The sequence below is a fragment of the Phocaeicola fibrisolvens genome, assembly GCF_025567125.1.
GTDB classification, from domain to species: domain Bacteria; phylum Bacteroidota; class Bacteroidia; order Bacteroidales; family Bacteroidaceae; genus Phocaeicola; species Phocaeicola fibrisolvens.
Window position 1 is genome coordinate 1 of sequence record NZ_JAOQJI010000032.1, and the last position, 20,465, is coordinate 20,465.

At 44.4% G+C, this 20,465-nt stretch carries 14 protein-coding genes; 1 reads left to right on the forward strand and 13 read right to left on the reverse strand.

Annotated elements, in window-relative coordinates; all coding sequences use genetic code 11:
- Positions 1–434: 434 nt before the first annotated feature.
- Positions 435–1,382 carry a hypothetical protein gene (locus OCV81_RS12290; RefSeq protein WP_148330233.1) on the forward strand — a complete coding sequence of 316 codons (948 nt, stop codon included), beginning with the start codon at positions 435–437 and terminating at the stop codon, positions 1,380–1,382.
- A 239-nt stretch (positions 1,383–1,621) separates the two neighbouring features.
- Here the strand turns inward: OCV81_RS12290 and OCV81_RS12295 are convergent, their stop codons facing one another.
- The 13 genes from OCV81_RS12295 to clpX form a co-directional block, all read right to left on the reverse strand.
- The gene (locus OCV81_RS12295) at positions 1,622–2,515 is read right to left on the reverse strand and encodes a helix-turn-helix domain-containing protein (protein ID WP_148330234.1); all 894 of its coding nucleotides are present in this window, start codon (positions 2,513–2,515) and stop codon (positions 1,622–1,624) included.
- Between the two features lie 135 nt (positions 2,516–2,650).
- A complete protein-coding gene (locus tag OCV81_RS12300) occupies positions 2,651–4,309 on the reverse strand; it encodes an efflux MFS transporter permease (protein WP_148330235.1) in 1,659 nt (552 codons plus the stop codon).
- A 37-nt stretch (positions 4,310–4,346) separates the two neighbouring features.
- Positions 4,347–5,423, reverse strand: a complete 1,077-nt coding sequence (locus OCV81_RS12305) for an HlyD family secretion protein (RefSeq protein ID WP_148330236.1) — start codon at positions 5,421–5,423, stop codon at positions 4,347–4,349.
- A gap of 23 nt (positions 5,424–5,446) precedes the next feature.
- Positions 5,447–6,784, reverse strand: coding sequence for a TolC family protein (locus tag OCV81_RS12310; protein WP_148330237.1), 1,338 nt, complete (start codon positions 6,782–6,784; stop codon positions 5,447–5,449).
- A 170-nt stretch (positions 6,785–6,954) separates the two neighbouring features.
- Positions 6,955–8,118 (reverse strand): TlpA family protein disulfide reductase, encoded by a 1,164-nt coding sequence (locus tag OCV81_RS12315; protein ID WP_148330238.1) that lies wholly within the window; start codon positions 8,116–8,118, stop codon positions 6,955–6,957.
- A 157-nt stretch (positions 8,119–8,275) separates the two neighbouring features.
- Complete coding sequence (mutL, locus tag OCV81_RS12320; protein ID WP_148330239.1) at positions 8,276–10,330, reverse strand: DNA mismatch repair endonuclease MutL; 2,055 nt, start codon at positions 10,328–10,330, stop codon at positions 8,276–8,278.
- Positions 10,327–10,623, reverse strand: a complete 297-nt coding sequence (locus tag OCV81_RS12325; protein ID WP_022355012.1) for a hypothetical protein — start codon at positions 10,621–10,623, stop codon at positions 10,327–10,329. Before OCV81_RS12325 ends, mutL begins: the two co-directional genes overlap by 4 nt.
- A 3-nt stretch (positions 10,624–10,626) precedes the next feature.
- Positions 10,627–12,369 carry an OstA-like protein gene (locus OCV81_RS12330; RefSeq protein ID WP_394802541.1) on the reverse strand — a complete coding sequence of 581 codons (1,743 nt, stop codon included), beginning with the start codon at positions 12,367–12,369 and terminating at the stop codon, positions 10,627–10,629.
- 9 nt (positions 12,370–12,378) lie between these two features.
- Positions 12,379–13,737, reverse strand: coding sequence for a peptidylprolyl isomerase (locus OCV81_RS12335; protein WP_148330258.1), 1,359 nt, complete (start codon positions 13,735–13,737; stop codon positions 12,379–12,381).
- A 75-nt stretch (positions 13,738–13,812) separates the two neighbouring features.
- The gene (locus tag OCV81_RS12340) at positions 13,813–15,111 is read right to left on the reverse strand and encodes a peptidyl-prolyl cis-trans isomerase (RefSeq protein WP_262640345.1); all 1,299 of its coding nucleotides are present in this window, start codon (positions 15,109–15,111) and stop codon (positions 13,813–13,815) included.
- A gap of 112 nt (positions 15,112–15,223) precedes the next feature.
- Entirely contained in the window at positions 15,224–16,699 is a 1,476-nt protein-coding gene (gene guaB, locus OCV81_RS12345; RefSeq protein WP_148330241.1) for an IMP dehydrogenase, read from the reverse strand.
- A 176-nt stretch (positions 16,700–16,875) separates the two neighbouring features.
- Complete coding sequence (gene recQ / locus OCV81_RS12350) at positions 16,876–19,059, reverse strand: DNA helicase RecQ (RefSeq protein ID WP_148330242.1); 2,184 nt, start codon at positions 19,057–19,059, stop codon at positions 16,876–16,878.
- 141 nt (positions 19,060–19,200) lie between these two features.
- A complete protein-coding gene (clpX, locus tag OCV81_RS12355; RefSeq protein ID WP_148330243.1) occupies positions 19,201–20,451 on the reverse strand; it encodes an ATP-dependent Clp protease ATP-binding subunit ClpX in 1,251 nt (416 codons plus the stop codon).
- Positions 20,452–20,465 lie beyond the last annotated feature (14 nt).

Here is a 20,465-nt window from a genome sequence, read left to right on the forward strand (position 1 = left end):
AAGTAAATTCAAATCCGTTCTCCCCAAAATTACTCATAACAAATTGAATCTCAATAATTTCAAAGAACTACTATGATTTTTTAGTGGACACTAATGAATCAAGCCAACACATGATAAGTCGTCGTGTAAGAGAGTCACGATAAGAGGCCTAAAAACATCCTCTTTTCAGGCCTGTTCAAAACCATTAATAAAGTGTCGGAATCCGATATTATGTAGTCAAAAATTGCAACTATAAAACCGCTCTGTTCTTTGTCAAAATAAGAATTGTGCTATAAATTTGTCATAAAAACAAACAGAACATACACAAAAAAGCATTGCCAAGGGACAATCTTTCCCCTACAAATACAGATTTACCAAGGCTAGCTTCCATGCCTTTTTATACATACACAACAGCCGAAATCAGGAAGCCATCGGCAACATAAAATCATCTTATTATGAGAAAACATTTTTTTTCAAACTTGTTCGTGCTTGCAATGGCACTCTGTGCGACCATGAACCTCACTTCATGTAGCAGCGATGACGATCCCACAGAAGGAGTTACAGAAGGTCTCGTCGAAGAAACATTACCGACTCAGAAAGGCTGGTCAGGTTCACTGGAAAACGGTATCAGTACGTATACTCCCGACGACCCCGATGCAGACTATCCTACTTACTATGCATTTTCTTTCGAGAACGGAGTTTGCAACGATGCCGTATACAATGTAATATGCGATGATGAAACTGAAGCCAGCTACATCTGCAACATGCTGAATAACGGAACATTTGATGACTTGGAAAGTGACGACTATTCCTATCAGGCAAGCAAAGCTTCCGTTCTGTCTCAATCACTCCGACAGCTGAATGCTTTCAAACAAGTGGCATTGAAATACAACAAGGCCTCACGTGCCGATATGCTGGGTATTTCCTGCAGCCAAAACGGAAAAGTTGTATTCTTTAAACTGAATAGTTTCGTTGGAAAGAATGGAGAAACCGTCAAAACTGCCATTAACATATGGAGTGGCAATATGGACAGTCTTCCTGAATCTCCATTGTTCGGTACTTACGACAGCAATACGGGAACATATACCAACAACAACATTATGGGAATTTCCAACAGCAAATACGAAATCCATACACAATATGATGGTAACTATGTCAAAGATTTTACCACTACACTGACTTTACCTAACGCTAGCTGGGCACAACTGTTGAAGGAAGTATTTGACGAACAGACTTCTGATTATACCGATTTATTCGGAAATGCTCCTGAAATCACTCTGGAAGGAAATACGGTAAGTATAAAAGCACTCATCGTTGGAGATGTTCCAAGAGAAACGGTAGAACAATACATCATTATTCTTGACTTGATGATGAATCGACCGTTTGTTGTTTCATTCTTCTAAAAAATAACAAGAAGGCTGCTTTCTTCGTCGGGGAAAGCAGCCTTTTTTGTGTCCGTACATTCTTCTATATCCGTTTTTTCCCTTGCGTACAAACACTTCAACGGTCATTCAAAAAACACAAGGACGTTTCAACTCACACGCAAATATATTTGAAACAAAATGTTCAAGCGTTTTCCTCCCAACGTAAATGTGTTTTCAGCCCGTCTTAATCCACAGAAAATCAGCAATAAAAAAATTTGCTATTCTTCTCGAAATGCTGTATGCTCCTCCGCGCACCGATAATGCAAGGGAGAAAGCCCGGTTTCTTTCTTGAAAAAAGTCCCAAAAGCGGACGCATTTGGAAAATGAAACTCATCGGCTATTTCCTGCACGGGCTTGTTCGAGTTCTTCAGCAAGAGCATGCTGCGGCGAATGATGGCCCGAAACACCAGTTCCTGTACCGTATATCCGCACACGGACTTTGACAAGGCTGAAAGATATTTGGGAGTCAAACAAAGCTTGTCAGCATAAAACGCCACTCCCCTCTCCTCCTTGTAGTATTTTTCCACCAGCCGAATCAGCTGGATAAAGGTATCAATCTTGTGTCCGGCAGCCTTGTTCTCTTCCATCAACCGCCGGCTGTAAATGGCACAGAGCCGATAGGTCAGGGCCAGCAGCAACAGTTTCCGTTCATGGTTGCCGAAAGGATTATCCGCGGCATGCCGGTAACGGCTGATCAGGGTGATATAACGGGCAATGTCTTCTTCCTCCCCTGTAGTCCATACATAACAAGGCTCCGGAGTCAGCGTAGCATAAAGATGCATGGCTACTACGGAACTGCCCAACAGTTCCCGAATAGGGTCTACCCGGTAAAACAAAATATCCACACGCAAGTCGTCTGTATACGTTCCGGCACAAAATTCCGTAGCTTCGGACAAGAAAACTGTTTCTCCGGCTTTCGCCGTAAAAGGTTTCCGGTCCAGCGTAAACTGAAAACTCCCTTGCTCACAGACCACTAGTCCCAGATAATCCATCCGGAAAGTTTTCTGCAATACAGCCGGAAAAGCTTCCACCACGCCTTCCGAACAACAAATATCCCTTCGTTCCACCAATGCCTGATTCAAGCGCATCAAGCGCTCTGTTTGTGTAGCCATAATACCGGTTCAAGTTATTTTTATACCAGTACGAAGATACACAAAAAAAGCGTCACGGCAGAGACTTCCATAGATATTCCCCGCTGAAAATATAGATTAAGAAACGAAAGGCCTCTCCGTGACGCATGACTATCTTCAAGAAACAGAAGCGGGAATCTTGTCCAGCCGCCTTTTCTTCCAGGGGATGAGCAGGAAAAAGACTGCACAGCCCAGACAACCGTAGAAAGTCCAGCCGGACATCTCCTTGACTGCCGACAGCGTGGCTTGCACCTGCACGGTTCCCTTTGCCGACATAGCCGCCATCTGTTCGGCTTCCTGCCCGCTCTTACCCTGATACTGCATGCCCTGTACCGTCTGCGCATAGGAAGCCGACACTTCCGGATTCAGCCGGTCGCGGTCTTGTGCGAAACAGGTGACATAATGTTGCTGGCGGTGCTGCATCACGTTCGTATAAAGTGCCGTACCGATACCGGGGCCCAGCGCCATCCGCACGGTAAGCATAATGCAAATCCAAGTAGAAAGATACTTATAGGGCATCCGCTGGTTGGCATACACTGCCGTCAGCGAATACAGCAGCATCATTCCCGTAGCCCGGATGATGACCGGATACTTCATCCGCTCATACAAGCCAGCAGTCTGCACCTCAAAGTACATGAACAGTGCCGAAAGTCCAATCAATACGAAACCCAACGAGAACAGGTATTTCAAATGTACTCCCTTACGTCCCAACATGACGGCAATGACACAGCCGATGAAATATCCCGCCATGCTCCAGTTGTTCAATGCCGCATTCTGCCAGTTGTCGATTTTCATCCCAACTCCGGTAAACACGTTCACGAACAAGGCGCTGGAATTGAAAATCATCAGCAACAGGAACAGCAGGATTCCTATCCGGATGGAACGCAACTTGAAGATGTCCATCAGGAAATACGGAGAATACTGTTTCTTTTCCATATACACAAAGAGAACCGTAAAGCACACGGCACTCCCCGTAGCCCAGCAGATAGAAGGGTCATCGTACCAGTCGAGCACCTTGCCATAGACCAGCACGTAAATCACCGAAGCACACATCAGACAGAAAATCACCACGCTCCCGAATTTCCGGAAAGTGATGGGGAAACGGCGCGAGGCATAGGTGTGGTAAGGCATGGTGACAAACACCACCAGTATGGAGAGCAACAACGCCCCCATCATGAAATAATAGACGTACTGCCATTCATATTCGTATGCCAGCCAGGCAGTCAGCGAGGTGCCCAACTGTCCGAGGATCATAAAGAACAGGTAGATGGTCGGCATGCTGACGCTTTTCTCTCCGTCCAGCTTGTCCCATCCTTCTGCATCCACAGGATCATTTCCGGGCGTGATGTTACGAGTAGCCTCCATCCCGAACGCATACTTGATCAGCGTAAACAGGTTGACCATCATCAGCACCATCCGCAGAAATCCCATCACCACGCTACAGACCGCCAGCACATAAATGCTGTCAGTCTTGGCGCAGACGTAACTCAGCAGGTAAAGCAAAGAAAAACCGACGATGCACATCATCTTTTCCCGACGGAGGCACACCAGCCCGTAGAAGAAGGGCGAAAAGGCAGCCATTCCTACAGAGGTGAGAAAACCGACAAACTGAATATGTTCCGACTGGATGCCCAGTCCACTGAGCATTTCCCCACTGTTGGCAGTATAAACCCCGCTAGCCGTCAGAATCGGCACAAAAAGTAGGACCAGAATCAGGATGCCCAGCGGTTTGGGCACCCAGTTATAAAACGGATAATTTTTAGGACAGGAAGGCATAATTCTACTTTTAAAGGAATCCATGAAAACGTGACACTCACAATTTGGCCTTAACGACCACCATCATTCCGGCAGCCAGACGGGCATTGTCTTCCTCGGACAAATCCGTAAAATCAATGCGCACCGGAATACGCTGCTGAATCTTGACAAAGTTGCCGGCAGAATTGTCGGTAGGTACCAGCGAATACTTGGAACCGGTGGCTCCGGAGATGGCCGTAATCTTTCCGGTAAACTCCCGACCACTGAGGGCATCGACGGCAATCCGTACTTCCTGCCCCAACCTCAGGTTCTCTACCTGCGTTTCCTTGTAATTGGCCACAATCCATTTCTGACTGTCCGGAAGAATGTACGTCACACTTTGTCCGGCAGTGATGTACTGCCCTTCTTCCAAGGCCCGGCGTCCCAGTTTCCCGTCACAAGGAGCCAGCACCACCGTATAGGAGAGATTCAGGCGGGCCATCTCCAAAGCCGCCTTCGCCCGCTGTATGGCGGCCTCCGTACTCTCCTTCCGGTTAGACACCTCCTTGACACCCGACATAGCCGCCCGCTGCTGACGTCGGGTCGCTTCCAGTTTTTTGCGGGTAGCCTCGTATTCCGTTTCAATCTGTTCCAGCTGAATCGGAGTTGCCGCATTGCGCTTTAGCAGATTCTCGTACCGCTGGCGGTCTTTCTCCAACTTGGCCAGACGGATTTCAATCTCGGCAATCGAAGCCTCATAGACCGAAGCCGTGGTCTGTGTGGTCTGCAAGGTGGCATCCATCACGGTAGCTCCCGCCATCGCATCTTTCAGTGCGGCTTCTGCCTCCATCACCCGAATCCGGTACTCCCTGTCGTCCAACACCAGGAGCGTATCTCCTTTATTCACCTGTTGATGCTCGGTAAAATAAATTTTCTTGATGTATCCCGATGCTCTCAGGTTTACCGGAGAGATATATTGTTCCACCTGTGCGTCGTTGCTCGTTTCCGTATGCTTGTAGTCCAAAAACATGCAGACCACTTCGACCACTCCCCACAAAAGGAGAACGATTCCCAAAAGACTGGCCAGCAGCTGGCGACGACGTTGTTTTTTCAATTTCAAGGCTTTTTCCTGAAGCGTATGATTTGTAGTTTTCATATACGATGCATATTTAAAGTGAATCAATGAGTGGTATTTGTCTGAAACAGGCGGTCCAGTTGGCCTGTCAGTTTCAGCAAGGTCAGGTTGGCCACCTGATAGTTGTAGTGTGCACTGAGGTAATTGTTCTGTGCCTCGCTCATGCGCATTTCATCCTGAAGAACCTCCGTCATGGAAGCGATACCCTCCCGGTAGCGGTCGGTCGTCACCTGATAGACCTCTTCGGCCAGCAGGTAATTGTCTTTCTGCTTCTGGAAATTACGCTGGTTGTTCATCAGGTCGTTCGTGGCATTCAGATACTGCGTCTCCATATTCTTCCGCATATTTTCGTAGTTCAGCCGGGCGTTCTCCTCATCAATTTGGGCCTTCCGGATGCGCGCCCGCTTGTCCAACCCGTCGAAAATCGGCACACGGAGAGTCAGCCCCAACCCGCTGGACGGATACCAGTGGTTGGAAGGGCCGGAATGAAACCAATGACGAGCCTTGTCGGTGTATGCCGAATACATCCAGCTCCCTGTCAGGCTCAGCGAAGGAAGATAGCCTTGACGAATCAAATCTTTCTGCTGTCCGGTCAGTTTCTTTTGAGATTCCAGCAGCTGCAATTCATACAAATCGCTGCGCAGTCCGGTCAAGGAGACCGATTCCACCTGCTCTGGATTCACCGGCGTCAAGGCAATCTCCTCTTCCGCCGGATAGTCCATCACGTATTTCAACAGGTTCAATTGCTGCACCAGCATCGACTTCGCATTGTCATACTGCACCTGCAGGTTCTCCAAGTTGATATTGACCCGCTTCACGTCCACCTCCATGGCCATGCCGTTGTCGAAGAATGCCTGGGTAATGTCGCGCAACTCCTGCAACCGCACCCGGTTTTCCTGAATCAGGGCCAGCTGTTCCACCGTGTTCTGCCCCAGGTAATACATCTTACTGATTTGCAGCACCAAGTCCTCCCGCGCTTTTTCGTACGACAAGCGGTTCAGCTCGTTCATCGTACGGGCAATGTCAATGGCTGTGTACACCGTCTGGTTGTAAAGCGGCATCTGCAACTGCAAACCTGCCGACGCATTGTATTGCAGCGTCTTGGTCACGTTGTAGGGATTGCCGTATGCCGAACCATCGGTGACTGATACGGGAGGATTAAAATTGTCGTTAAATCCAGCTACCGCATTGATTTGTGGCAACAACTTCGCCCGGTTCTCGCTGAGCAGATGCTTGGCTTTCCGCAGTTCATTGCGACTGCTAGCCAACGAAAGATTGTTCTCGATACCTATTCTCAGGCACTCTTCCAACGTGAGCGTGCGCTGCGCCAAGACAGGAACCCACGTGAACAAGGAAGTTAAAATGACTACTAATTGCTTCATGTTTTTTCGTTTCTTAATCTGAAGCAAAGATAGTCTGTCAGCTACTTACGCGATTATTCAGAAAAGGAGAGAGACTATTCAGATTTTCCTTTTTTTAATGACAGACACAAAAAAACTCATTGATATGCAGATACCACATACCAATGAGCCATTAAACACTATACACAGAATTATTTCAATATCTCATCCAAATAGTTATAGAAGTCCTCACTCTCCCCCACCATTCTCTTCAAAATATTTCCTTGACGGTCAATTACAATCTTGGTTGGATAACCTGATACTCCATACATTACTGCCACATCCGGCTGTCCGGTATTTCGAACATTCACCCAAGGTATCCCATGTTCTACCACCGCCGCTTTCCATTTTTCTTCCGTATCATTACAATCTATTCCCACAAACACCACCTCATTCTTGTGCTTCCGGTATGCTTCTTTCATATCAGGTAAACCTTTGATACACCATCCACACCAACTTCCCCAAAAATCCAGTATTACATATTTTCCTTTCATTGAAGCAAGTGAGAATTCATTTCCCTGAATATCTTTCAAGGTAAAGTCGGGAGCAGGCATTCCTTCCTTTACTTTCTCCATAACCTGCTGACGAGCTTTCCCCTTTTCGCATTCCATCTGGATGATTTGATACAAAGGTTGCATCACCCCTGTACGGACTGTTTCTGAAAGCATACCCAACAAGGAGTCTACAACTTCCAGTTTCAAAGGAGTCTGTGACAACAAGAAAACAGACAAATCCTGATCCGGATGCTTCCGAATATAATCAGTAGAGATTCCAATCATCGCCCGTTCCCACTCTTCGGCCGGCATATATACCTGACGAAGAGAGTCTTCCGCAACTCCTTTCAGCTCCATTTCTCTACAAACCCTCCTCAATGAGTCCAATTTATGTTCATATACATTCTGCTTCGCAAGCAACTGACTGTAAGTATCATAAAATGTATCACCTGCCAATGTATATCCATCCAACGAACCATTTACTACCACCTCCTTTCCTGGAAGCAGAACAAAAGATATTGCATCCATCGAAATGGCTGGGATACGTCCTTGCATATCAGGAGTCAAAGACGGTTTTTCCATAATCACTACTTGTTTTAGAACCGAACACTCCAGTTGAAGTGCAAACTTTCCATCTTTCAAGGGCACTGCCGTGTCGTTCACAACCTGTCGTTCAGTGGATGGGTTAATCTCAAATGAACGCACCAGCAAAGTATCACTTTGCACACCGGTCAATGTGCCAGACAAATTATACTGAGGAGAAGAGGTGCAAGCTGCCAATAAGCAACTACCCCATACTGAGAGAATCAAATTTTTTTTCATGGTATTCAGATTTAACTTTTTACAAACAAATATACAATAAAATCCGAATTCCACTCTCTGAAATCCGGATTTTACCTGATACTTTAAAAAGGTCTGCACACCCTTATTCTTAATTTAAAGAGAGTATGTACAAGGTCTCTTTATCAGCTTAACAGTCTTATTTAAACATCTTTTCCAAGTCCTCTTCTTTCAATACAGCCAATACAGTCTTTCCGTCAGGCGTGTAGTTCGGAGTTGACACGGCAAACAAATCATCTACCAGTCGATTCATTTCTTCGTCTGTCAAAATCTGTCCCGGCACGATAGCCGCAGCTTTTGCCAGCGAAAGCGCCAGCATATTCTGTACTTCTTCTTTCACCTTACAGCCTTTTTCAATAGCCGTATGTACCATGTCTGTTACCAGTTTCTCCGGATTCAACCCTTCAATTCCTGCCGGAATCCCATTGATGGCATAAGTACCTCCTCCCAGACTGCTGAGTTCAAAGCCCAACGCATTCAAATCATCCATACATTCCTCGAGCATCGGAATCTCTGAGGGCGAGAAATGTACCATATCTGGAAAAAGTATACGCTGAGAAGTATTTTTCCGGTTCTCTATCTGAGCCATATAGCGTTCAAAAAGAATCCGAACATGTGCCCGCTGTTGATTGATAATCATCAACCCCGACTTTACAGAAGTCAGAATAAAACTCCCCTTATACTGATAATGACGCATGGAATTTTCCAATGGAAGTTTCTCTTTCTCCTCTCCAACCACTGGCGATGACGTATTTTCAACTTGTGCCCCTTCTTCCCATACAGCTGATTCTTCATAAGCCGGTTTTATTTCCTCCTCCGGCTGAACAGTTACATTTCTTTCCAAACCCTCAAACAAAGGCTCCCATTCAACCCGATTCTTATGTCCGCCAAAAGAAGGAGTATAATTACCGCTTCGCCCAAAACCTGGCAGTGAGTCTCTCCGATTCATCGAAGAACGGGCAGAAACTTCATTTTCATTGGAAGAAGGTATCCATTCTTGCTCCTGTCCTAAATCCAAAGTCGTATCCGCATGTCTGCCTGAAGCCGATGAATATGCAGAAGGAGGAACAGCCGACGTATTGAATGGATTGTAAGAAGGATCAAAGCTTGTAGGAGGAGGAGCCACCGTATAAGGAGAATTCTCAAAAGCAGGAATATCCGGCATACCCTCCGTATCAAAGTCAATGGAAGGCACCGCATTGAAACGTCCTAAAGTTTCCTTCACAGCGGCAGAAAGTATCTGCCATACGGCTTGCTCATTCTCAAACTTAATTTCGGTCTTGGTAGGGTGAATATTGACATCAATATCTGAAGGAGACACCTCAAAATAAATAAAATAAGAAACCTGCTCTCCTACAGGTATTAAATTTTCGTATGCACTGGCCACAGCCTTATGAAAATAAGGATGTCGCATATAACGTCCGTTCACGAAAAAGAATTGGCGGAAACCTTTCTTACGAGCTGACTCCGGACGACCGATGTAACCATGAATCTTTACCATTGTCGTATTGATATCCAAAGACAAAAGTTCCTGATTCAATTTCTTCCCGAATACACCCATGATACGCTGGCGCAAAGGAATAGCCGGCAAATTCAACATTTCTGTACCGTTATGGCTCAATACGAACGAGATATCCGGATTGACCAATGCAATCCGTTCAAATTCAGCCACAATATTACTTAACTCCGTCTGATTGGATTTTAGGAATTTCCGACGGGCCGGTACATTGAAAAACAGATTCTTGACAGAAAAATCACTTCCTTGCTGGCAAGCCACAGCCTCCTGTTTTTCCACCTGAGAACCGGAAATCTGGATACAAGTACCCAATCCGTCTCCATTACAACAGGTTTTCAGTTCTACCTGTGCTACAGCCGCAATAGAGGCCAGTGCTTCACCACGAAATCCCATGGTATGGAGGGCAAACAAATCGGCAGCCTCACGAATCTTGGAAGTGGCATGACGTTCAAAAGCCATTCGGGCATCCGTTTCCGACATACCTTTCCCATCATCAATCACCCGAATACAAGTCTTTCCTGCGTCAGTCACCAGCACTTCTATATTCTTCGCACCCGCATCTACGGCATTTTCCACCAGTTCCTTTATAACAGACGCGGGACGTTGTATCACCTCGCCAGCCGCAATTTGGTTAGCTACCGAATCCGGCAACAAACGAATTACATCTCCCGAGGTCATAACGTAAATTCTCCCGTAATCAGATAATGTAAAATATAAAGCAAGACTACAATGGCCACAAACATGACTCCATAGCTCAGAGGTTTACGCCCGCTTTCTTTACGGCGTTTCAGGTAGGTCGTTCCTTCTACGAACTTTCCACGAATGTCTTCCGGATTAAACTCCTTCGGAGGAAGCATTCCCAGTTCGCGCTTGGCTGTCTCTTCTATTTTCTGCAGTTTTTCCTTGCGTTCGTCTACGTAAATGTACTCATGACGAAATCCGCGAGGCTTTCTCATTGTAAACATTCCCATATCTTATTCCTCCTTCTTTTTCTCAAACAAACGGCTATTTGGCAAAACGACTGGACCACGTACATTCTTTTTCAGCTGATCTTCCACACGTTTTCCTCTCCAGTTAAAGATATCGGCCTTATTTTGCGGACGAATATAATCAAACCACACAAAATTTTCCAGACGGTCCTTCCCTGCCGGAATCTGCGTCATCGGATACAATACTCCATTCGACTTCGGACTCATTACCATTCGCTCTATTTTCCGATTTTGCAGATAGATTTCAAGTTTACTGGTTTCCGAAACATTCATTCCGATTAACGTACTGTCAGAATCCATCGGATAATACACCACTCGTACCGAACCTATCACTTCCGTCTTTCGCATCTCTCCACCGACAAAATAGGATTTCATTTCTTTTCCTGTCACCTGATTATAAACGGTAGAATCCACTTTCTCTACAGAAAGCGCTTGTCCGATGATGTGCGACCAGTCAATGGTACTGTCGTTCATGTAAACCTTTATCACCTCTCCTAGAAGCTGTTGATTCTTATTCCAGATAATAGGATCACGATACATCGTCAGACAACTGTCCACGGTAGAAAATACCAGTGAATCAGCTGTTCCTTGCACGTCTGTACGATAGAAGCGCACTTTATGAAATGCACGCATCTCCCGAAACATTGAATCTGTATTTTGATGAAAAGTCTCCATCAGTAACGTATCTGCATGCAAGAACAAACTGTCTCCCTGCGAATAGTCTATGGCTACGGCACTGTCTGTTGCAAAAGCATAATCCTTCTGTTCATTATAATAACCGTATTCTCCCGTCAACATGTTTCGATTGATTGTATCCGTCATTACCATCCGGCTGAACGCTTCTCCCACTCCTGTATTACGGTCGTAGAAAAGTGTATCCCCCGTCAACTGCTTTCCTTGATTGGTCAAAACGGAACGCTCATACAAATCAGCCTTTCCCGTTACAGTATTATAGGTGCCTTTTTCCGAATAAATGTGGTTGGCATCACTCCAAATATCAGAGGGCCCCACAATATCGGCTACCTTCGACGCTGTATTGTAACGCAAGGTATCTGAGGTCAACGTAAACTGAGGATTGACCAGTTTCACATTGTAATTAAATACAGACTGTTTGGTCTGCGGACTATATTCTCCCCATTCCGACGTCAGCACATTCTGTTCATCCATCAACGTTCCTCCATCAAAGAAATATCCCAGATTGTATACCCGATCGTAATTCAAGCTATCGGTCAGCAACGTAGTAGTACGGTTTTCCATACGCACATTACAGCGCATTTCTGCAATCTGAGTCAATCCGTCATAGTACAAGCGGTCGCCATATAGAAACAAGGTATCTCCTTGTACCATCTTCACATTGCCAAAGGCCTCAAAGCTGCTAACCTTGTCATAATAACAAGCACTGTCACAATACATGTATACACTGTCGTGGCGGAACTCCACATTGCCCGTCACAATCTGTGCATCCGGATGCTGGGCATCCTTCCGCAACAAATCAGAATGCAGCAAATAGACCTTGCTTTTAGCTACAGGACGTTGCTTTAAATCCGTTTTTTTCGGTGTATTCTTCGATGAAGTTTGTGTTTGTTCCTGCTTTACTGGATGCTGAAGAACAGAAAGTCCTCCCTGAGCCGAAAGACTCAGTATAGTCAAACAAAACGCCACGACCGGCAGAAAACGGTGCATTCTCACACGGTCTGATTTTTTATCTGTTTTCTGTTTCATGTACAGGTATTCTCATCACTGTTTAATCCATCCCGGATATTTAAAATCACATTTACGCCAAGATGGATTAATCCGTACGTATGTATTTTTCTGTTTCTCTACAATCCATTTCTGCAATTTTTCCTCGCTGCGGTTGGCTGTCACAATATCTTTCAAACGTTGATAGTCTTCTGCAATCGTAGCTTTGTGACCCTCAATACGGTTTTTCAGTTTCACAATGGCACACACTTCCTTTCCTTTCGCGTTAATCATGGTAAACGGCTGAGAAACCTCTCCAATCTGCATACCTTCTACCTTCTTGGCCACTTCCTGTGAAACCAGTCCAGCGAGTTGTTGCATTTCAAAACGGGAAGTAGAAGTCTGAGGGTTAGCCAGCAAACCGTGGTTGTTACGCGTATCCTTATCTTGTGACACCCACATTGCTGCTTCATCAAACGTCACTTTCCCCTTCCGGATATCATTGGCCAACGTATCCAACTTGTTCAGTTCAGCTTCAATTTCCGCTTCATCCACACGCGGCTTAATCAAGATATGACGGTAGCTTACACGGTCGCCACGCTTTTCAATTAACTGCGCAATATGATAACCATATTCCGTCTGGAATACTTTTGAGATTTTCTTAGGGTCTGTCAAATTAAATACCACATTGGCAAATTCCGGAGTCAGCTCTCCACGCCCTGTAAAGCCATATTCACCTCCACGACGAGCAGAACCCGGGTCTTCGGAATACATACGTGCCAAAGTAGAGAACGTTGTTTCTCCCTTGTTGATACGTTCCGTAAATTCACGCAACTCTTTCTTTACCCGTTCAATTTCTTCGTCCTTAATCTTAGGTTCACGTGTAATAATCTGCACCTCTACCTGGGTCGGAACAAAAGGAATGCTATCCTGTGGCAGACGGCTGAAATAATTTCGCACTTCTGCCGGAGTCAGCTTGATGTCTCCCACAATCTTTTTCTGCATCGCCTGTACGGTCAGCCCGTCACGGATATTCTCACGCAACATCTCCCGAATTTGTGTGGAAGTCTTGTTATAGTATTCCTCCAACTTTTCCTTTGAACCAATCTGTTCGGTAAGCCAGGCAATTCGTGACTCCACCTCCTGAAGCACTTCCTGATCGCTCACCTCAATACTATCAATTTCCGCCTGATGAAGGAACAGTTTCTGTACGGCCAGTTCTTCCGGTATCACACAATAAGGGTCACCGCCAAAACGACGCCCTTCATACTGAGCATTCAAACGTTCATTTTCTACATCCGATTTCAAAATGGCTTCATCGCCGACAACCCACACCACTTCATCAATCACATTATCTTGTGCCATCGTGGGTACTGTTCCTGTCAAGGCAAATAAGAAAGCCAAGACACCAGTCATAATCAATTTATTCATTTTCTGTCTATTTGATTTGTTTGGTCCGTTACATTACAACGGACGAAGATACGGCATTAATTACTTTTTTCCGCAACAATTAACGGTTTTTAAAATGTCTTGGTTTATTTCAATCTTGAATTTCTGACTTAATTCCGCTAAATGCGTTTTTTCCATCTGCAAACGATAGTCACGCAACACAGACTCACGCACATCGGTAAAATCTTCCGGACCTTTCTTTAAACGCTTTCCCAAAACAAATGAATAGGGGTAATCCATACGCGGCGTGTAATGACCGCACTTAAAGGCCAGCTTATCTACATAAGCATTCACTCCTATTTGGAACAAACCGGTCTCTATGATAGCTGAAAACTCAGGATTTTCTTTTGCCCAAACCGACAAAGCATCCTTCCAGTTCTCCATTGGCAACTTTTTCAACAATTTCTTTAATCTCGAAGCAATCTTTTTATTCTTACAATGAACAACTCCTCCTTTAAAATGAGGCAAATCCCAAGCATAATCCTTTCTATGCGCCTCAAAATAGGCTTGCAAATCCATTTTGGATATAACAGCATGGTCAGACGCAGCATGACGAATATCCCAATAAGTGGCCAGCAAACCGTCAGCCACCTGCTCCAATCTCATCCGAACCGAATCAGGTAAATTCCAAAAATCCAAATCAAATCCCGACTGAGATTTCATAAAATCCAGACCTGTCACTCCAGACGGGACAGTTCCTTGTTCCCGCCCCTCCAATTGCAATATGTGTATGCCCAACGGAGAAAAAAAAGGAGATGTATAAGTTCCAATTTGCAGATGATTCAATTGTTCTGTAAACTCTTTCACCAAACACACCTCAGGAATCCAGTCTTCACTCTGATAAGGTAAAACTTTAGCATCTGCTGCATATAACTGTGACAACCTATCAAATGAAGCTCCTTGCTGTAAGGCTGCATAAATAGAATCCATGGTTTGTCTGGCCTGACGTTCCTGCAAAGAAGAAGCATGTTGTGGCAATGGAATAGATATCTGACGAAACTTAACCCATCTGTCTGGACGAAACATTTTCTTTTCCTGTCCTTTCCCCATTGACTTTAAAGCTTTCTCCTGAAGAGCTCGGCACTGCAAACGGAAATCAGGCAAAGTATCCCAACCTTGCCTCTTGGCATCAGCGACCTTCAACTTGAAGTACAAGAAATGCGTCAGGAATCTTTCTTCCGATATTTTAGTTACAGGATAAGCCTGTGCGTAATAATGTTCAAACTCTTCCACAGAGGTCTTATCATCATTGATACGAAGAAGCACATTCCCATCTTCTGAAAAGGCATTCAGGCACGAAAAGACCTCCAAACACAAGCATAACAAAATATTTCGACGCATGACTGACAAATTTAAAACAGGATATAAAAAAATCATTCCAGCATTATGCGATTACGTTGACTGAAGCACCGCACAAAGCTAGAATGATTGATTTGTATTCTTTCAATAAAAATTATTGAGGACGGCTATAGTTAGGCGCTTCACTGGTAATGGAAACATCGTGCGGATGGCTTTCCAAAACTCCGGCATTGGTGATGCGGGTAAACTTCGCATTGTGCAGTTCCATAATATTATGGGCACCACAATATCCCATACCTGCACGCAAACCTCCAACCAACTGATAGATTACTTCGTACAAAGATCCTTTATACGGCACACGGGCAGCAATACCTTCCGGAACCAATTTCTTTACGTCGGTCGTTCCACTCTGGAAATAACGGTCTTTTGAGCCATTTTCCATCGCTTCCAAAGAACCCATTCCACGATATGACTTAAACTTACGGCCATTGAAAATAATAGTATCACCCGGAGATTCTTCCGTACCGGCAACCAATGAACCAATCATTACGCTATAACCACCAGCTGCCAATGCTTTTACTACATCACCAGAATAACGCAAACCACCATCAGCAATCAAAGGAACACCCGTTCCTTCCAAGGCTTTGGCTACATCATATACGGCTGTCAGCTGAGGAACTCCCACACCGGCTACCACACGAGTCGTACAAATAGAACCCGGACCGATACCTACCTTCACGGCATCTGCCCCCGCTTCTACCAGCATCTTTGCAGCCTCACCGGTAGCTACATTACCTACCACGATGTCAATGTCCGGGAAACGTTTCTTAGCTTCTCTCAATTTTTCAATGACATACATTGAATGTCCATGAGCTGTATCAATTACGATGGCATCTGCTCCGGCATTTACCAATGCTTCAATACGATCAAATGTATCATTTGTCACACCCACACCAGCCGCTACACGCAAACGACCCTTTGAGTCTTTACATGCCATTGGTTTGTCTTTGGCTTTCGTGATGTCCTTGTAGGTAATCAAACCTATCAGTTTACCGTTTTTATCTACCACAGGAAGTTTTTCTATTTTATTCTCCTGCAGAATATTTGCTGCAGTTTCCATATCTGTTCCCGGCTCTGCAGTCACGATATTCTCCTTTGTCATCACTTCGTCGATGCGTTTGTTCATATCTTTCTCAAAACGCAAATCACGGTTGGTCACAATACCTACCAAGTAATTCTCATCATCCACTACAGGAATACCACCAATCTTGTATTCAGCCATCAAATCAAGTGCATCCTTTACGACAGAACCTCTTTTTATGGTTACAGGGTCATAAATCATTCCATTTTCAGCACGCTTTACAATAGCTACCTGACGAGCCTGCTCTTGAATAGACATGTTCTTATGAATCACACCGATACCGCCTTCACGGGCAATCGCAATTGCCATTTGTGCTTCAGTAACCGTATCCATAGCCGCGGTTACAAACGGAATTTTCAACTCAATGTTACGTGAAAACTTAGTCGTGAGTTCGACTGTTTTAGGTAATACCTCTGAATAGGCCGGAATCAACAATACATCATCGTAAGTTAATCCGTCCATTACAACTTTATCTGCAATAAATGACATAGGGCTTTATGCTTTAGATTTTATTGCGTGCAAATATACGAATTTTGTTCAGAATTACGTGTTAATTAACATCTTTTTCAGAAGCGCCATCAGTATTCAGAAAAAATGCGACCGGTAACGTATCAAGTATACGCCACCGGCCGCATGTATCAGAAAAAAAAGAATCTATCTTCTGGTCAGTTTGCCATTTCCGAAATAAACTTGATGCGCACCAGACGAATCTCATCTTCCGTATAATCATCTCCCAACTCATCCATTGCATCGTCAATCTTATCAGTTGTCGATTCTTTAAAATAATCGTAAATATCCTGCATGTGGTCTTCATCCATAATTTCATTCAGGAAATAATCGATATTCAGTTTCGTACCCGAATAGACAATGGCTTCTATTTCATCAAGCAATTCTCCAAACTCAATACCTTTTGCGACCGCAATATCATCCAATGCCACTTTACGGTCAATACTCTGAATGATAGAAACCTTCAGCTTAGACTTATTAGCGACTGTACGTACCCGCAAATCTTCCGGACGGTCTATTTCATTCTCCTCGCAATGCTTCTTAATCAATTCGCAGAATTCCTGCCCATAACGTTTGGCTTTTCCAGCTCCTACTCCTGGAATATTTTGCAATTCTTCCAAAGTTACTGGATAGATTGTAGCCATCGCTTCCAGTGAAGGATCCTGAAATATTACGTATGGAGGAACATCCAGCTTCTTGGACATTTTCTTCCGCAAGTCTTTCAACATGGAATAAAGTACCGGATCGACCGCACATGAAGCACCACTTCTCATCGGGGTTTCATCCACTTCTTCCTCTTCAAAGTCAGTATCTTCTACAATCTTGAATGACTTAGGCTTCTTCAGGAACTTATGTCCTTCCGGAGTTACTTTCAATAATCCATAGTTCTCTACATCTTTGGTCAGATACCCGGCAATGAGCGCCTGACGAATGACTGCATTCCACAACCGTTCATCTTCTCCCATACCTGAGCCAAACACTTCCAAATCTTCATGTTTATGAGCAAGCACCTCAGATGTTTCCTTACCCAATAATACGTCAATTATATAATCTTGCTTAAAGTTTTCTTTTACAGCAATGATTGTTTCAATCACTGCACACAATGAATCCTGAGCCTCCACTTGTTTCTTTGGATTTAAACAGTTATCACAATTACCACAATTATCTTCCGTGTATTCCTCACCAAAATAATGTAACAAAATCTTTCTTCGGCAAACTGAAGATTCTGCGTATGCCGCCGTTTCCTGCAACAGCTGACGTCCGATTTCCTGCTCTGAAATTGGTTTTCCCTGCATAAACTTTTCCAGTTTCTGCAAGTCTTTATTCGAATAGAATGTAATGCACTGACCTTCGCCTCCGTCGCGTCCGGCACGTCCGGTTTCCTGATAATATCCTTCCAGGCTTTTCGGCACGTCATAATGAATAACAAAACGAACATCTGGCTTATCAATCCCCATACCAAAGGCTATGGTAGCCACAATCACATCAATGTCTTCTTTCAGGAAAGCATCCTGATTCCCATTGCGTGTAGCAGAATCCATACCTGCATGATAAGGACGTGCCTTGATTCCGTTGGCCTGCAATATCTCGGCCAGTTCTTCCACTTTTTTTCTACTCAAACAATAGATAATCCCAGATTTTCCCTCGTTCTGCTTGATAAAACGGATGATATCCTTGTCTACGTTAGCCGTCTTGGCACGAACTTCATAATATAAGTTCGGGCGGTTGAACGAAGATTTGAATTCCACCGCATCCGTCATCCCCAGGTTTTTCTGGATATCCATCTTCACCTTTGGAGTAGCAGTAGCAGTCAAGGCTATTACAGGAGCCTTTCCTATCTCATTAATTATCGGGCGAATGCGACGGTACTCCGGACGGAAATCATGCCCCCACTCCGAAATACAGTGCGCTTCATCCACGGCATAGAAAGAAATCTTCACATGCTTCAGAAAACCTACATTCTCTTCCTTAGTCAACGACTCGGGTGCCACATACAGCAACTTTGTCTTTCCAGCCATAATATCTGATTTCACCTGGTCAATAGCCGACTTGGTCAAGGAAGAATTAATGAAATGCGCAATGCCATCCTCTTCACTGAAGTTACGCATAGCATCTACCTGATTTTTCATCAGGGCAATAAGCGGTGAAATCACAATAGCAGTTCCATCCATCAACAAAGAAGGCAACTGATAGCACAAAGACTTTCCGCCTCCTGTCGGCATTAGTACAAACGTATCCTTTCCGGATAATAAGTTCCGAATAATCGCCTCTTGATTTCCCTTAAAAGTATCGAATCCAAAATACTTCTTAAGCGCTGCTGCTAAACTGATATTTTCCGTCATTGTCCTTTGGATTTAGTTTTTCATTTATTGTAGGAATTTTGTCTCCACATGTAACAAAGTTATAAACAACTTTCCATATTACACAAATATTTCAATGAATATTTTTGCCGGAAGATTTTATTTCTCACTAAATTTTTCTTTTCATGCCATCTGCAAACGAGAAATATTTGCTTTCCCCATCTGCTGTTTGGCATAATCCAATGTAACGACAAAACGTTCGACATGCTGCGACGGTATCTCAAACATGACATCATTCATGATGGTTTCCACAATAGACCGAAGTCCACGTGCTCCCAGTTTGTATTCTATCGCCTTGTCTACAATATATTCAAACACTTCCGGTTCAAACTCCAGTTTTACCCCGTCCATTTCGAACAACTTCACATATTGCTTAATGATAGAATTCTTAGGTTCTGTCAAGATGTTGCGTAAAGCCGTACGGTCCAACGGGTTCAAGTAAGTAAGTACCGGCAGACGACCTATAATTTCAGGAATCAAGCCGAATGACTTCAAGTCCTGAGGAGCAATATACTGCATCAAATTGCCACGATCTATCTTTACAGCCTCCTTTGCTGCGCTATATCCCACAACATTCGTATTCAAGCGTTGCGCAATTTTACGCTCAATACCATCAAAAGCTCCCCCACAAATAAACAATATGTTTTTTGTATTGACCGGAATCATTTTCTGGTCCGGATGCTTACGCCCTCCCTGAGGAGGCACATTCACCACAGAACCTTCAAGCAACTTCAGCAAACCTTGCTGAACTCCTTCCCCGCTTACATCACGAGTGATGGAAGGATTGTCCCCTTTACGAGCTATTTTATCAATTTCATCAATGAAAACGATGCCTCTCTCCGCTTCTTCCACGTTGTAATCAGCCACCTGAAGCAGACGGGTCAGAATACTTTCAATATCCTCTCCCACATAACCAGCTTCGGTAAGCACCGTCGCATCTACAATTGTAAACGGCACGTGAAGCAACTTCGCAATGGTCCTTGCCAGCAAAGTTTTTCCCGTTCCCGTACTTCCAACCATGATGATGTTCGATTTTTCAATCTCCACCTCATTCTTGTCCTTTGGCTGAAGCAAACGCTTATAATGATTATATACAGCTACAGCCAGGTAACGCTTTGCATCATCTTGCCCAATCACATACTGATCCAGAAATTCCTTAATTTCTTTCGGCTTAGGGAGCTCTGCCAGGTTTAAGTCTATGCTTCCTGTCCCCTGCTGATGCATCGCCTCCTTTACAATCTCGTGTGCCTGTTCTGCACAACTGTCACAGATACATCCATTGACTCCCGTTATCAGAAAGCCCACTTCATCCTCTGTACGTCCGCAGAAACTGCACCGTCTCTTGGCATTTCTTGAACTTTTTTTATCTTCCAAAGTCTATCTAGTTT